The 16,251-nt window shown below is 41.6% G+C and carries 9 protein-coding genes; 6 read left to right on the forward strand and 3 right to left on the reverse strand.

Annotated elements, in window-relative coordinates; translation table 11 throughout:
* Positions 1–135: transposase (locus NWP17_RS08890; RefSeq protein ID WP_280652958.1), on the forward strand; the 135-nt coding region annotated here is incomplete at its 5' end.
* Here the strand turns inward: NWP17_RS08890 and NWP17_RS08895 are convergent.
* Positions 132–1,424, reverse strand: coding sequence for a valine--pyruvate transaminase (locus tag NWP17_RS08895; RefSeq protein WP_280654554.1), 1,293 nt, complete (start codon positions 1,422–1,424; stop codon positions 132–134). The two genes, NWP17_RS08890 and NWP17_RS08895, sit on opposite strands and share 4 nt — an antisense overlap.
* Positions 1,425–2,089: 665 nt before the next feature.
* Between NWP17_RS08895 and NWP17_RS08900 the strand changes: the two genes are divergently transcribed.
* The gene (locus tag NWP17_RS08900) at positions 2,090–7,228 is read left to right on the forward strand and encodes an nSTAND1 domain-containing NTPase (RefSeq protein WP_280654555.1); all 5,139 of its coding nucleotides are present in this window, start codon (positions 2,090–2,092) and stop codon (positions 7,226–7,228) included.
* 49 nt (positions 7,229–7,277) lie between these two features.
* A complete protein-coding gene (msrB, locus tag NWP17_RS08905) occupies positions 7,278–7,769 on the forward strand; it encodes a peptide-methionine (R)-S-oxide reductase MsrB (RefSeq protein ID WP_280654556.1) in 492 nt (163 codons plus the stop codon).
* 56 nt (positions 7,770–7,825) lie between these two features.
* Here the strand turns inward: msrB and NWP17_RS08910 are convergent, their stop codons facing one another.
* Together NWP17_RS08910 and NWP17_RS08915 are read right to left on the reverse strand one after the other, a co-directional pair.
* Positions 7,826–9,940: a DUF4912 domain-containing protein gene (locus NWP17_RS08910; protein ID WP_280654557.1), complete on the reverse strand. Its 2,115-nt coding sequence runs from the start codon at positions 9,938–9,940 to the stop codon at positions 7,826–7,828.
* Between the two features lie 248 nt (positions 9,941–10,188).
* Positions 10,189–11,745 (reverse strand): hypothetical protein, encoded by a 1,557-nt coding sequence (locus NWP17_RS08915; RefSeq protein WP_280654558.1) that lies wholly within the window; start codon positions 11,743–11,745, stop codon positions 10,189–10,191.
* A 278-nt stretch (positions 11,746–12,023) separates the two neighbouring features.
* Here NWP17_RS08915 and NWP17_RS08920 point away from each other — a divergent pair, with 278 nt between their 5' ends.
* From NWP17_RS08920 to murD, 3 genes are all read left to right on the forward strand, one after another.
* On the forward strand, positions 12,024–12,461 hold the full coding sequence (locus NWP17_RS08920) for a DUF6918 family protein (protein WP_280654559.1): 438 nt from the start codon (positions 12,024–12,026) through the stop codon (positions 12,459–12,461).
* A 101-nt stretch (positions 12,462–12,562) separates the two neighbouring features.
* Positions 12,563–14,713, forward strand: coding sequence for a glycine--tRNA ligase subunit beta (glyS, locus tag NWP17_RS08925; RefSeq protein ID WP_280654576.1), 2,151 nt, complete (start codon positions 12,563–12,565; stop codon positions 14,711–14,713).
* An 84-nt stretch (positions 14,714–14,797) separates the two neighbouring features.
* Positions 14,798–16,168 (forward strand): UDP-N-acetylmuramoyl-L-alanine--D-glutamate ligase, encoded by a 1,371-nt coding sequence (gene murD, locus NWP17_RS08930; RefSeq protein ID WP_280654560.1) that lies wholly within the window; start codon positions 14,798–14,800, stop codon positions 16,166–16,168.
* The last annotated feature ends 83 nt before the right edge of the window (positions 16,169–16,251 follow it).

Raw genomic sequence — 16,251 nt, forward strand, 5'->3', positions numbered from 1 at the left:
TACGGTCAAGGTGGATTTCCTAAACCCTATGGGGAGCAAGCTTTATGGAGTCCTAGTTACTTTCTGTATTCTGTTGGTGGTGCGCCACTTGAGGTGCTGAAGAAATATATCCAGAATCTAGAAAAGCCGTCCTAGAACGACCGGGTTTTCAACCCATTTTTTAGATAAACTTGTTCTGTTACTTCGGCTAGTCGCTGCATACCTGTGACAATTTCTTTATCGCTACCGGTGAGACTAATACGTAAGCATTGGTGTTTGTGCTGCCATTCTGCCTGCAAACCAGGGAAAAATGTGCTACCTGGGACAACAATTACACCTACTTGTTTAAGTTTTTGATAAAATTCCCAGTCAGTAATGGGTAGGTCTCTTAGCCACAACCAAGCAAATATAGCTCCTTCACCACGATGGAGGAACCAGGGTAAATTTTTGGGCATTGCTTGCTCTAAAGTATTTTCTAGCACACCAAATTTTTGCTGGTAGAAGGGGCGAATCACTTCCGCGGCTATGTGAGGTAAAGCGCCGGAGTTAATGGCAAAAGCGGCTATGGCTTGTCCATACCGTGATGGGTGAATACACAAGTTGGTTTGAAAGCACTCCAATACTTGAATTATGCTTTCATGACCAATGGCAACGCCTATGCGTTCTCCGGGTAGTCCTGCTTTTGATAAGCTCATGCAGTGCAAGATATTCTCACCAAATACTGGTGTCATTGGTGTGAAGTTCAAAGCCGGGAAAGGAGGGGCATAGGCTGAGTCAATTAGCACTGGTACATTGTGAGGTGTGGCTAAGGCTGCTATTTTTCTGACTTCATCATCAGAAAGCACATTACCAGTGGGGTTACAGGGACGGGAGAAGATCACACAACCGGTGTTTGGTGTTATGGATAGTTGGCTAAAGTCTGGACGATATTTAAACCGGTGGGCGGTTGTATCTATATCTAATGTTGGTTTATAGGCTTTGAGGGCTTCTGGGACTAAACAAACACCACCGTAACCAGTATAGTCGGGACTAAGGGGCAAAACAATTTCTTTTAGTTGTCCGTCATTGGTTAAGCCACCGAAGGCATTGGCGGCATAGAAGTAAAGGCTTTGACTACCGGGTGTGATCAGGATATTGCGATCGCTTAAGTTTAAGCCGTAGCGTTTGTTGAAGTCTTTGGCGATGGCTTCAATTAAGGGTGCATAGCCCTGACTGGAACCGTAACGACAGACAACATCGCCATATTCTGAACTAGCCAGCAGTTCAGCTGTGCAGTCTCGCCATAATTGTTCTACTGCTGGCAAGATCAAGGGGTTACCGGCGCTCAGGTTAATAAATTCTTGCCCTGCCCCTGCTTGTAATGTTTCGACAATATCTTTCATAATCGCTCTTACACCGGTCAGGTTAGACATTTGAGCGCCAATTTGAGTGAGGGCAGGGTTCATAGGCTTTGTAAAGGTAGAAATAAGGCTAAGGTTGACAAAATTATAGTTTAACTTATTTCAGAATATCAAAGCCTTGGTGGCAAACTGGGCTTTTCAGCGGGACTGAAGTCCTTACTACCGACAATTGTTCCCTATTGCCCTATGAAAAATACCCCGTTCATATCATGGTTGAACGAGGTATGGATAGGAGTAAATCAACAAGGACTTATGATTTTACTTGTCCCTTTTGCGAGAAGAAGGGATAGGAGGAGATCACTACAGAATATCTAGTAGCAATCTTCAATTCAGAGAGCAGGTCAACAGAACTAATGGAATTAGTTCTGCAGTTAATGCTCGCTTAGGTGTAGTAAACCTTGGACTATTAAGCCCACAAGTCTTTTACAATCAATACTTTAACAAAGATAATTCTATAAATGTGGCCAATTTGGCGTTTTTTATTCTCTATGTGGATCAATCTCGGTAATTTGTGAGTTTTTTTATGCTTTAAACTGTAATGTAAAATACTTAGTTATGTAAGAGATTTGATTTTTAAATGGTTAATTTTAGCTTAAAATTAGAAGCCTGCATTACCATAGAGTGAGTTACACTGGTAGAAGGCGGGATGCCCACACTACAAGATTTTTTTATGATGTGAAGTAGTTCAATAAACTGAAAGTTACTGTACAATGTCTCCACTCGGTGTCGCTACCAGTCATTCAACCCATATCCTAGAAATGGGAGAAGCACAACTTTGGCTGTTATTGGTAGGAGTAAACAAATACCAAGATAAGAGACTACCTTCACTACGCTACTCAGCTGTTGATTGTCAGGGTTTAGCAGCTGCTGTGGAGGATGCAACCCAAGGATTTCCTCAAAGGTCAATAAGGGTGTACCATGATTTAAGTTCCAGGCTACCCACTCTGTCAACAGTGCGTAGCAGTTTGAATGAAATTGCTGCTGCTGCTCAACCACAAGATACGATTTTATTTTATTTCTCTGGACATGGGATACTAGAGTCAAATTCTCAACAAGCGTTTTTGTGTCTCACGGATACTGAAGTAGAGGACTTAGACAAGACAGGTTTAAGTTTACAGGAAATTTTGCAGGTGTTAGCAAACAGTCAGGCGCAGACTCAGTTAGTGTGGTTAGATGCTTGTCATAGTGGTAGTCTGACATTCCGAGGGGCTAGAAATGATATAACTGAAGCATTTTTGCCTAACCTGACATCTGAGATGGTGGAATTATTACGCCACCGGGCTAAACAAAGTCAGGGATTTTATGCTTTGCTTTCCTGTGATACTAATCAACAGTCTTGGGAATTTCCTGAGTTGGGACATGGTGTATTTACTTATTATTTAATGCGTGGGTTGCGTGGTGAAGCGGCTGATCCCCAGGGTTTAATTGATGCTGATGGACTTTATAGATATGTTTATCATCAAACGCGGCAATATATTGAGCAAACTAATCAGCAGTTACGACTGATTAATCAGCAAAATAAAAGTAGAGGCGACAGTAATTTATATTCTGAGTATCCCCAGCAAACACCCAAGCGGATAGTAGAGGGAGTGGGAGAAGTTATTTTAGGAATAAAACCAGCCTTAACGGAATCTTGTTGTCTCCGACGGGCGTTAATTTTAGAGGGACTGGCGACTAATCAGACTACTTTGGCTGTGAGTAAATTACTGCGGGGTTGGGGGGGGTTTGAGTTGGAATATTGGACTGGTTCTTCAACGGCTAATAGTCAAGACTTACACTCAACAATTACAGCTTGTTTACAAACTACATACTCAGTGGGGAAAAATAATTCCAGAATTTTGGCTACGGTGTTTTTATATTTACGTGGACAAGTGGAAGAAGGAGAAGCGGGTGAACCTGCTTTAGTTTTAGCTGATAATATCCGCCTGAGTCGTTCTTGGTTAAGACAACAACTGAGGCGCTCAAGTTATACCCAACAAATTATTATTTTAGATTGTCTGGCAGCAAATGACCATATACATCTACAAGATTGGGTAGAAGATTTACAATTAGGGTTTGAGCAGGGACAGTGTATAATAGCCGCAAGTTCACTAAAAAGCCATCCTGAACAGTTTGCTCAAGCTTTACACTCCACCTTAACCGCAGCGTTGCCTCAAGGTAGTTTATCAGCTGCGGGTTTGATTACTCAATTGCAATTATCTTGTGATCATCAATATCCTTTACATATCTGGCTTTCAGGGACGCAAGGGGTAATTGAGGTTATACCTGGTAGTTCTGCTCATAAGGGTATTAACTCTACAGCAACTGTTGATTTGGGCTTGTGTCCTTATCGGGGTTTGCGGGCTTTTGCAGAAGAAGACGCTGAGTATTTTTATGGGAGGGAAAGTGTTGTTGAGGAATTAATTAATGATTTGCAAAAAAAGTCATTTATGGCTGTGGTGGGGGCTTCCGGGAGTGGTAAGTCTTCTGTGGTACAGGCGGGATTAATAGCTCGGTTGCGACGAGGAAAATTATTACCGGGTAGTGCTGATTGGTGGATGAGGTGCTTTCGCCCTGGGACAAATCCTCTGCAATCTTTATCAAGGCGTTTGGTGGATAGCGGTACTGAAAAAGAAAAAGCTTACCAGCAACTGCAATTAGAAAGAATATTACAGCAAGGTGTAGAGTATTTTATTGAGTGGATAGCCCATCGCCCAGAACCTATGGTGGTTTTGGTGGTGGATCAGTTTGAAGAATTATTTACACTTGCTGGGAGTGAAGGGAGACAAAGTTTTTTAGAAGTTGTGTTGGGGGCGCTGGAACGAATACCAGAAAAGTTTAAGTTAATTATTACTTTGCGGGCGGATTTTATTGCTCCCTGTTTAGAAGTACCAATTTTGGTGAGGTTGTTACAGCAGTCGAGTGTGTTGTTACCTCCCTGCTTGAGTGAAGCAGACTATCGCCGCATAATTATTAACCCGGCGGAAAAGGTGGGTTTAAAAGTAGAAGCGCAATTAGTGGAAGTGCTGCTGGAGGAGTTACAGCACAGTGCTGGGGATCTACCTCTATTAGAATTTGTGTTGGAACATCTGTGGGAATACCGGGAAAATGGGGTAATGACTCTACAGGCCTACCAGCAACATTTGGGGGGAATTAAAGGAGCGCTGGAAAGTAAAGCCCAAGGAGTTTACAATAGTTTAGATGCTGAGGCTCAAGATTGTGCTAGGTGGATTTTTCTCTCACTGACCCAGTTGGGTGAGGGGACGGAGGATACTAGAAGACGGGTACTTAAGTCGGAGTTAATTGTCAAAAAATATCCGGTGGCTTTGGTTGAAAGAACGCTACAAGTGTTAATTGCTGCTAAGTTGGTGGTGGTGAATTTGGAGGAAAATGGGGAAGTAGGGGGATTAGGAGAAGAGGGAAAAACTGCTCATTTATCTGCTTCACCAGGGCTGGTAACTGTGGAAGTAGCCCATGAGGTTTTGATTCGTTATTGGTCAAGTTTGCGCTGGTGGTTAGAAGAAAGTCGGGGGAGGTTGCGATCGCATCGTCAAATTGCCCAAGCAGCAGCTTTGTGGATCAATAATAATCAGCAGCCAGATTTTCTTTTACAAGGTGTTCGCCTGGCTGAAGCTGAGGAAATTTATGTTAATTACACTGATGAAGTGTCTTTTGATGTCCAACGTTTTATTCAGGCTGGGTTAATAGAAAAACAACGCCGACAACAACAGGAAAAAAACCGACTGAGAAAAGCCCAAAGGACTGCGGGAATTATTAGTATTTTAGCACTAACTGCCTTTGGTTTAGCGGTTTTGGCTTACCAACAAACTCAAAAAGCCCAGTTACGAGAAATACAGGCTTTAAATTCCTTAGCGGAGAATTTTCTTTTCTCCCATAAACAGTTAGAAGCCTTGCTAACCAGCATCAAGGCGGGGAAGGAAGTACAAAAGAATACTTTGTTTATTCCTCAAGATATTCGCTCGCAAGTAGTCAAGATTCTACAACAATCAGTTTATGGAACTCAAGAGTTAAACCGTTTTACTCACAATTCTTGGGTAACTAGTGTGAGTTTTGCGCCGGATGGTAACACATTGGCTGGTGGTTGTGCTGATAATAGTATTAAACTTTGGCGTAGTGATGGTAGACTGTTAGCAACCCTCACAGACCATCAAGATAGTGTCAATAGTGTGAGTTTTTCGCCGGATGGTGAATTTTTAGCGAGTGGTAGTAGTGACAATACTATTAAACTTTGGAGTCGTCAAGGTAAATTGCTATCATCCCTGACAGGACATCTTCATAGTGTCAATAGCGTCAGTTTTTCACCGGGTGGTGAATTTTTAGCGAGTGGTAGTAGTGACAACACTATTAAACTCTGGAATCGCGAAGGTAAGTTACTGTCGAGTTTTCTTGGTCATAGTCGCAGTGTAAATAGTGTGAGTTTTTCACCAGAGGGTGATACTATTGCTTCAGCTAGTGATGATGGTACGGTGAAGCTGTGGAGTTTGGACGGTCGTTTATTATCTACTTTGCCAGGTAGTACTAAAGAAGTTTTAGATGTTACTTTTAGCCCAGATGGCCAAATTATTGCCTCAGCTGGTGCCGACCATGTGATTAAACTCTGGAGTCGTGACGGTAATTTACTGAAAGCAATACAAGGGCATGATGGTAGTGTGTGGAAGGTGCGGTTTTCTGCTAATGGGAAGATGATCGCTTCTGTCAGTGCTGATAAGACTATTAAAATTTGGAGTCGTGGGGGTAATTTATTAGATACTTTGCCTGGACATAGCCATGAAGTCAACAGTTTGAGTTTTAGCCCTGATAGTAATCAATTGGCTTCTGCTAGTGATGATAATACTATCCGGTTATGGAAGCTAGAAACAAACTTACCTAAAACTTTTTATGGACATGAGGGGAGTGTAAATCATGTCAAGTTTACTGGTGATGGTAGTAATATTACTTCTTTTAGTTCCGATCACACTATGAAAGTATGGGACTTGAATGGTGGATTATTACAAAGTTTGGCTTCTCCCATTGAAGATGTTACCAGTATTAGCTTTACTAGGGATGGCAATACTGTGGCTTTGGCTAGTGCGGACCAGAAAATTGAGATTCGCCAAAGGGATGGTACTTTGTTGCATACCCTCAAAGGACATAAGCATTGGGTAACCAGTATGAGTTTTAGTCCTGATGATCAGGTTTTAGCTTCTGCTAGTGCGGATAAAACTATTAAATTGTGGAGTCGGGAGGGTCAGTTGTTGAAAACTCTCTCCGGTCATCATGGTTGGGTGACTAATATCCAGTTTAGTCCGGATGGTAAAATTATGGCTTCTGCTAGTGCGGATAAAACTATTAAATTGTGGAGTCGGGAGGGTCAGTTGTTGAAAACTCTCTCTGGTCATAGTGCTAGTATATGGAGTATTAATTTTTCTCCCGATGGTAAAAGTATTGCTTCAGCCAGTGATGACAAAACTGTTAAGCTGTGGACTGTAGAGGGTTCTTTGGTTCGCACTTTTCAGGGACATGGTGATTTGGTGAATTATGTTACTTTTTCACCTGATGGTAATATGATCGCTTCAGCTAGTGGTGATCGTACTATTAAACTTTGGAATATTAGCAGTGGTATTTTGCTGAAAACTTTTTCTGGGCATAATGAAGGTGTAAAAAGTGTGAGTTTTAGCCCTGATAGTAAGTTGCTGGCTTCTGCTAGTCAAGATAGTACAATTAAACTATGGAATTTAGAGGAGATAGAACTGCAAAAATTAAACTTAGATCAATTGCTTAATTATGGTTGCGATCGCCTTAGTAATTATCTCACTACTAACCCTGACGTTAGTACAGAAGAGTATGAATTGTGTTTTGGCGATGATTAGGTTTTAAATAGTTCTGTAACCAAAATTGCTGTAAGGTAAAATTGTGATTATGAACAGACGCTATTTTTTAGAAGCCAGTGCCGTAATCATAGGCACTACAATTTTAACAAGGAATAATTGGGGTTCTGATAACATGACTAGTGCTAAAAACCAGTTTGCAATTACTAAGTCTGAAGAGGAGTGGCGGTCAATTTTAACGCCAGAACAGTTCCAGGTCTTAAGAAAACATGGGACTGAACGGGCTTTTACCAGCCCACTGGATAAGCAATATAATGAGGGTACTTTTGTTTGTGCTGGTTGTGGACAACCATTGTTTAAGTCTGAGACTAAGTTTAACAGTGGTACTGGCTGGCCGAGTTTTTACCAACCCATTGAAGGCGCTATTGCTACTACTGTAGATCGGTCATTTTTTATGACGAGAACGGAGGTACACTGTAGCCGTTGTGGCGGACATTTGGGTCATGTGTTTAATGATGGTCCCGCACCCACCGGTCAGCGCTACTGTATGAACGGTGTGGCGCTGAACTTTGAACCTGCGTAAAGTTTTGAGGATGTAGATCCCCGACTGAGGGGATCTGTTGATACAGTTGTTTTGATTCAGGTTTCTAAATTTTGGTGAGAGAATTTTTTTTGGATAGTTGTACTTTGTTCGCCATTGGCTGCTGTGGCTGTGATCATGTAGTCAATGGAGTTGGTTGAGAAGGGAAGACGCAGGTGAAAAGTTCCATCTGGTTTAATGTTGATTGGCTTACCAGAAATATTGACTGTTGCACCTGGTTCTGTAGAACCGTGGATGATTAGTTCTGTATCAGTGAGAAACCAAAAATCTGTTTGGGGACGGCTGAAAACACAAATTTTTTCTGAACGAAGGAACATTTGCCAAAAATTGTCCTGGGTAAAATAACCAATTTCGGCTATGTATTCACGATTAACTGCGGGAATGGCGATGTAGCGATCGCGGATGATTTCGTCACATTCGTACTGCTGTACACATTTGGAGGTTTGACGATTCTGGTCTAAACCTGTGACATCATACAAGCGCAGATAGAGTTGGGAGATGTTTTTATTTTGCAGTGTTTGTTCGTCGGTTGTGGAAATGTACCAAGCTGCATAAGCCCATTTGGGAGTCCGGGATTTGAGGATTATTTCACTTTGATTAGATTGTGTAGCTGTAACTTTGCTGTCTGTTGTTAGTTGGTTTTCCTCTATGGTATCTGTTAAGGGTGTGCCAAAGATGCGGACCTTCGGGGAACAGGCAATACTGACCCAGCGATCGCCTGGATTCACATAACCTATTGCAGCCAAATAATCCTTATTACTGCGGGGAATGGAGATATATTTCTTGTTTCTCCCAGACTCTATTTGATACTGCTGTACTAATTCTGGAGTTTCATAACTCAAGTCTAAATCTGTCACGTCATATAGCCGTAATTCTAAATCCAAGATGCCATTAGTTGCTAATGTTTGCTGACAAGTTTCATCAATGTACCAGTTTGCACAAGCCCATTCTGAATTGCACGGATGGAGGATGATGTTTCTTTCTCCATCTATGTTAAATAATGGTTCTGGTGTGGGGTCTTCTACTGGTGTATTAAAGACACGAACCCTAGGGGAACGGGCAATACTGACCCAGCGATCGCTTTGACTGATATAACCGATTGCGGCGATATAATCGCTACTGGTGCGGGGGATGGGGATATATTTCTCTTCTCTGTTTGATTCTAGTTGATATTGCTTAACTAACTGGGGTCTTTCATAACTCAGGTCTAAGTCTGTGACATCGTATAGCCGTAGTGCTAATTCACAGATGCCGTTATTTGCTAATATTTGCTGGCAGGTTTCATCAATATACCAGTTGGCATAAGCCCATTCTGAATTGCGGGGCTTGAGGACAACGCTTCTTTCTCCATCGAGATTAAATGATGGTCCTTTTGTGCTGTCCTGTAGTTGATCTTGAGATTGGGTATCTGTTTCTAAAAAAGTTGCACTATCTGCGAAAATATCTGTTTCATCCTCTGTTTCATACTTGGTGGGTTCGGCAGCGTCTGCTACTTGGTTGAATATATCTTCTTCGCTAATACCTGAGAAGGTGGTTTGTGTGTTGCTAGGGTTTTGATTTTTGCTATTTTCCCTCTCAAAATCAAATGAAAACTCCCCCTCTTTTGATGCTTCAGAGTTGCTTAAAGATAAATCTGGTAATTGGGGGTAGGGATTCACCACATTTACAGGTGCTTCTATGTCCCAGGGTGATTCCTCCTCCAATTCTTCTGATGGGAAGTTGGGACTTGTGTCGGTGCTATCAAGAGTTTCTAGATTGGGCAATTCTGGTTTGAAATCGCCCTGCGGGTTGGCGGCTGGTAGTTTTTCTTCTAAAACAATCTCATTTTCTACATCAGTGGGGTTAGCATCTGAACTGGGATTTGTAGCTTTAATTGCCCATAGAGATGATTTAACAATCCAGATTAGTAGTAGAATCAGAATAGATACAGGTAACAAAAGCCACCACCAAGGTATTTGCCCCAGATTATTCTCTGGAGGCTGTTGTTGGACTGGTTCTGTCTGAGTGAATTGGGAGGGTGGGGAAGATTCAGTGGCAGACTGTGCCAGCACTGGTGTCCGGACGAACAAATCTGCTGCCATGGGGGTTGTAGCTAAGGACAGCAATAAGCCCAGGCTGAATATTGCACTTTCTTTTTTTTGTTGTTGCCACATAATGCTCTTTATCTGGGTACAGAAAGCTGGAGAATTGTAAGTTGTATTTGTTTTGCAGAAGCAGATGTATTGATTATATATCTGGTATTAAGTTTATTCCAATTTTCTATCTACAAGGGGGGATGTCACTCGCAATAGGGAAAGTTACCAGTTAGTATGGTATTTGATGTAGGTACTTTACACCCCTAGCGGCCAAGATGTCCGCAATACAGGATTTTTATACCACGCCAACGGATTCGGTGAATTGTTCATGAATTGTTTACCCAATACAGATAATATTTTTCATCATTTACCCAAGCATTCTCAAAACTTTTGATGGGAATAATGTTTAAGTTTGGTTTTAAGTGTTGGTGATTTATTTTGAGTTGTTTATTTAAAATAAGCAAAATTTTACTGTTGTCTCCTTGCTTGGTTAACAAATCAGTAGTTTGTGTTAGTATTTCCCCTTGTTCTTGCTCTTGGCGACCTGCTTTAAAAAGTGTAAAACTGCCCATTTCTTGCCGTTCAGGATAGTAAAATTGTCGCTGGAGATAACCGGATAGTGCCGCCATGTTGGCATCTCTACTGGCGACAATGAATTGATTATTTAATTCAGATTTTTGAATATAATTAGCAGTTGCCCTACTAGCTGAAAGTGGTATAATTAAATCTTTGGTAAAGCTGCCTATTCCACCGATGAACTGCACATACAGAATAATCATCAAGGCTATGTGTTGCCATTTTTCCATTAGTTTAGTGCTTTTGTTCTTGAGAGATAAATTATGGACTAAAAAATTAGATTCTTCATAGTAACTTCCCAGCCATAACCCGGCTATTAAAACTAAATAAAAATGTCCAAAATGTCTAGGTGAGCCTGGGAATCTTAAGTATGTAAATGATAAAATTATAGTATTAGCTATGATGTAGAAAAATAAAGCAATTGGCTTTTTAGATAATTTAATTATAGTTAATGTAGCAACAAATACAGCTATTAAACTACAAGCAATTAAATCTAACCATCTTTTGTGTGTGGGAATAATCAAAAAATAACTGCCGAATAATCTCCCTATACTCCTGAGTAAATGACGTAGATCTAGTTCCTTGACCCAGCCATTATTTAACCCACCATGTAGATAACTGTCTTCTGGGGGACTAATAATGTAAACTGATAAAAGTAAGGCAGATAGAATAATTGCTATACTGACAAATAAATCATATTTTTGGCTGTGAGTAAAATACTGGTAGCGCTGTTGACTATCGCAGCATAATTCCACTAATAAAGTTAAGCATACAGCAAAGGATATAAATAAGGCGTAAGCACTACTGTTAGCGAGCAAACCTAATAAGATGGCTAGGTAAATATAGGTTTTTTTTCTAGATGGAAAAATTGTACAAATTGCAGATATAAATAGCAGACTAAAGGCATAGTTACGGGAAATGAGGAGATATTCATGAAAGGGGAAAAAACCAAAGGTAAATAAAAATTTTTGTCGATAGGTAAAGGGACTATATAAACAAAATAAGCTGACAGCACCAATTGCAATAGTTAAATGAAAAAGCTGCATAATGACGGGATTTTGACTAATTCTTTGCAGAATTGCCAGACAAAAATACCACAGTACGGGGTGTCCTTCATAATGAATATTGGCAATTAAATCTGCCAAAGATTGACTATCTCTGACAATTAGCCAGGGGTTTAGTTCGTCTCGCCACATGGAATGGTTGAGAATACCGATGAAACCGAGGGAAGAAAAAATGATGATTATCAACCAAGGTGATGGATCAGCAAGTCTGGAGATGTGAGTAATGGCTTTTTTGATTAGCATTGTGATTTTAGAGTATGGGAAGTAGGTTTATGATTCTGTTGTAAGAATAGCATTTCTTAAACACATGAGATACACATTTAAATGATAAAGGTCTTGTTTTGCTATGATCTGGTTCCCCTAATGATGTACCTCACTTCGGCAAAATTTTGTCTTCTAGCATTTCTTAAAAACATTAAGATACAGTTGAGTGAGATTCCGGGTTTGCTCTAAAATCAAACGGACATGATATAAGCTACTATGACTGGCTATCCATTGTGTTGATTTTGAGGAAGAATAAAATGGGATTAAGTGAACAGCTGTTAAGTCCAAATAAAAAGGCCATGGTTGTAGATGATTGCTGCAAAATGATTGACCAGCAGCTGGCTTCTAAATCCGGTGTTAGTGGTATGGCCTTAAAGACTGCTTTTACAGCTTTAAAGGGAGTAAAACCCGGATACATCCCCTACATTGTGGAGCAGTTGCTACCCCAGTTTTTAACAGCCATTGACCCTTTGTGGAATGAGGGTATGGAAAAGGGCGATCCTGCGGCTCATCTCATCGCTAGTCGTTCGCAAACAGCAGATGCTATGCTGGGTATTACTGATGCTAGGGTTCAGCACACTAAGCGCCAAATCATTAAAGGAACTTATGAAAAATTCCGTGGTTCGGCTAAGAAACACGTGGAGGAAGCAGTGCCGGATTTAGTTAATATAGTGGATAAGTATACTAAGGTGTAGTTGGAAAACCACGGGGTTTGGTTTAAATATCTCCAGGGAATAGTGTACCCTATTCCCTAGATAATATAGTAATGCAATTATTAGAGTTACCACGTTTTCCTATGACTGCTTTTTTATTAGAAGTTGGTACAGAAGAACTACCTGCCGGCTTTCTGGGTGATGCTATGTTACAATGGCGATCGCACATCCCCAAAACTCTACAAGCCAATGGTATCATGGGGGCATCGGTGCAGGTTTATGGTACTCCCCGGCGTTTGGCGGTACTCATTACAGGTCTACCGTCCCAGCAACCAGACCGAGAAGAGGAGGTCAAGGGTCCACCGGCTACCGCTGCTTTTAGGGATGGTCAACCTACACCAGCAGCTACAGGTTTTGCTAAAAAGCAAGGTGTGGATATGGCCGCTTTGGAGGTTCGCCCCACGGAGAAAGGGGATTTTGTCTTTGTCAAGAAAATTATTCCCGGCCGACCGGTGGGGGATATTTTAACTGATTTGGTGGGTGAATGGATTGCTAGTCTAGAGGGTAAGCGGTTAATGCGCTGGGGTGATGGGGATATGAAGTTTTCTCGCCCTATTCGCTCTCTTGTGGCTTTGTTGGATGATCAGGTTTTGCCTATTGAGTTGGTGAATGGTTCTGAGATAATTACTAGCGATCGCATTTCCCATGGTCATCGTGTGTTACATCCCCAACCTGTGATTATTCCTCAAGCTGGGGACTATGTTAAAACTTTGCGTTCTGCTGGTGTTATTGTTGACCAGGAAGAAAGGTCAAATATGATTCAACAGCAGGTAGAAGCAGCAGCGGAAGAAGCAGGGGGAATCACGGTATTTTACCCGGATTTGTTGGCAGAAATTACCAATCTAGTGGAATTTCCCTCGGCGGTGGTGGGTAAGTTTGAACCGGAATTTTTGCAGTTACCCACTGAGGTAATTACAGAAGTGATGGTCACCCACCAGCGTTATTTTCCTGTATTGCCGGCGGCTGAGAGTCAGGAGTTATTGCCTAAGTTTATCACTGTTTCCAATGGTGACCCCCAGAAATCGGATCTGATCGCCGTGGGGAATGAGCGGGTAATTCGGGCTAGGTTGGCTGATGGGCAATTTTTCTACAAGGCTGACTTAGCTAAACCTTTGGAAGGTTATTTACCTCAATTAGAAACAGTTACTTTTCAGGAAGAACTAGGCTCAGTCCGTGTTAAGGTGGATAGAATAGTTGCTATTGCTGATTACATTAGCGGGCAATTACGGTTACAGCCTAGTCAGTCCGAAAAGATCCAACGGGCGGCTTTGTTGTGTAAAGCTGATTTAGTAAGTCAAATGGTGTATGAGTTTCCCGAACTGCAAGGCATTATGGGGGAAAAATATGCTTTGGCTAGTGGGGAAGATGTGGAAGTAGCTAAGGCAATTGTTGAACACTATTTACCCACAGGTGCGGGCGATGTTTTACCAGGAACTCTCACAGGTCAAATTGTAGGTTTAGCAGATAGATTAGATACTTTAGTCAGTATTTTTGGACTGGGTTTAATTCCTACAGGTTCTTCTGATCCCTTTGCTTTGCGTCGTGCTGCTAATGCGGTAATTAATATTACTTGGTTTGCTAATTTGCCTATTAACTTAGCGGAGTTATTAAGCCAAATAGCGGGGGATTTTGCCATTAAGTACCACAAACAACCAGATAAATTAATTGCAGCTTTGCAAGAGTTTTTTTTACAACGTATCCGCACTTTACTACAAGATGAACAGCATATAGACTATGATCTAGTAAACGCAGTTTTGGGAGAAAATGACCCAGAATATACGGAACGGGCATTACAAGACTTGCTGGATGTACGCGATCGCGCCTTATATTTACAACAAATCCGCCAAGATGGTACTTTAGATAAAATCTATGAAACTGTCAACCGTTCTACCAGGCTAGCAGGCCAAGGTGACTTAGATTTCCAGCAGTTGGAACCCACTGGTTTGATTCAGCCCCAATTATTTGCCAAATCTTCTGAGCAGGCATTTTACAACGCCCTCCTAGAATTAGTACCCCAAACTCAACAAGCACAGCAAACACGCAGTTATCAATTATTGATAGCAGCTTTAGCAAAAATCGCTCCCACGGTGGCTAACTTCTTTGATGGTGAAGATAGCGTTTTAGTTATGGACCCTAATGCTGAAATCAAACGCAATCGGCTATCCTTACTAGGATTACTGCGAAATCATGCCCGTGTCCTCGCTGATTTTGGTGCTATTGTCAAAAATTTGTAAATTAGTAGCACAAATCAGAGGTGTAATTCTAGTTAAGAAGCGATATGATGATGACTGCTTAACCAGGGAAATCTGCTAGAGTCTATGCCTAAAGCTTCAGTAATTGGATTGGGAAAGTCCGGTGTTGCTGCGGCGAGATTGTTGAAACGGCAAGGTTGGGAGGTAGTGTTAAGTGATAGTAACACCTCCCCTAGCCTCCGGATACAACAAGAAAAACTCGCAGCCGAGGAAATCACAGTTAAATTAGGGCATTCCCTTGATTTACAGAGTGATTTGTGTGATAGAATTATTGCTAGTCCTGGAGTACCTTGGGATATTCCCGTATTAGTTAAAGCGCGGGAATTAGGCATTGAAACCATCGGCGAAATGGAACTGGCTTGGCGACACTTGCAAGCTTCTCCTTGGGTAGGGATTACCGGCACTAACGGCAAAACTACCACTACAGCCTTAGTTGCGGCAATTTTTCAAACTGCCGGGTTTAATGCTCCTGCCTGTGGTAATATTGGCTATGCCGCTTGTGAAGTGGCATTGTCACCCACACCTCCTGATTGGGTAATCGCAGAAGTTAGCAGCTATCAAGTAGAATCTTCTGTTAGTCTTGCTCCCCGCATCGGCATTTGGACGACCTTTACCCCAGACCATTTGGCAAGGCACAAAACCTTAGAGAACTATTACAACATCAAAGCCAAATTATTACGTCATTCCCACCTCCAGGTATTTAATGGAGATGACCCCTATTTAAATAATATTGGTAAAATTCATTGGCCTGATGCCTATTGGACAAGTGTTAAAGGTAAGGATTTTTTAGTCAGTCAGCAAGGGTTTTATATTGAGGATGGCTGGGTGGTGGAAAAATTACAGCCAAGTTCACAACCGGAAAAAATTATCTTAGCTTCTGCTTTGCCAATGGTGGGAGAACATAACCGCCAAAATCTGTTAATGGCTGTGGCTGCTGGGCGGTTAGCAGGAATTGACCCCCATGCTATTGATACCGCCATGAGGAATTTTTCTGGAGTTCCCCATCGTTTAGAACACATTTGTACTTGGCAAGGTATTGACTTTATTAACGACAGCAAAGCCACTAACTATGATGCGGCCGAAGTGGGGTTAAATTCCGTACCCAGTCCAGCGATTTTGATTGCAGGTGGAGAAGCAAAACCGGGTGATGACACTGCTTGGTTAGCCAAAATTAAAGCCAAAGCAGCCGCAGTATTGTTAATTGGTAGCGCTGCACAGGCATTTGCTCAACGTCTGCAAGCAGTGGGTTATACTAACTACCAAATTGTAGAAACTATGGACAAAGCGGTTTCTCGGTCCATAGAATTAGCTAAACAGCATCAAGCAAATGTGGTATTGTTGTCTCCTGCTTGTGCCAGTTTTGATCAGTATGCCAATTTTGAAATGCGGGGGGAAGATTTTCGTAATTTGGTCTTAGCTTTGGTGGGGTGTGGCTAAATTTGATAACAGGGGAAAAATAAACACTTGTTCGTAGTTGGGGATTTCAGTGTCGCACGGCTCGATTTTAAGTCTAGCTTTGT

The organism is Chrysosporum bergii ANA360D (assembly GCF_029891735.1).
Classification (GTDB): Bacteria; Cyanobacteriota; Cyanobacteriia; order Cyanobacteriales; family Nostocaceae; genus Umezakia; species Umezakia bergii.